The following is a 272-nucleotide window of genomic DNA, read 5'->3' as shown; positions in this document are numbered from 1 at the left end:
CTCTCCCACATAACTGCAGTACCATCTGCGCAGGCGGGCTTAACTACTCTGTTCGGGATGGGAAGAGGTGAGCCCCGCCGCAATAACCACCTTAAGGTTGTTAGTCTAAAGTCTAAGGTCTTAAAGTCTAAAGTTTTCACTTTTGGACTTTTATCTTTTGACTAAAAGACTGCCCGCGACGGGCAAATATCTTAACATACTGAGATAAAGAAAAGTATTTTTATTTAGTATTTTTAGAAAGTTTCTTCCTCCCGATTGCTCGGGAGGAAAAG

General features: G+C 41.9%; 1 rRNA gene. It reads right to left on the bottom strand.

The annotated features are described in order from the left end of the window. A 5S ribosomal RNA gene (gene rrf / locus ACHRWY_RS27685) occupies positions 1-94 on the bottom strand; the annotation flags it as partial. Positions 95-272 lie beyond the last annotated feature (178 nt).

The organism is Flavobacterium sp. FlaQc-48, from assembly GCF_044007335.1.
Lineage (GTDB): Bacteria > Bacteroidota > Bacteroidia > Flavobacteriales > Flavobacteriaceae > Flavobacterium.
The sequence above is the reverse complement of the archived record's forward strand: the minus strand, read 5'-3'. Positions and strand labels throughout refer to the sequence as shown.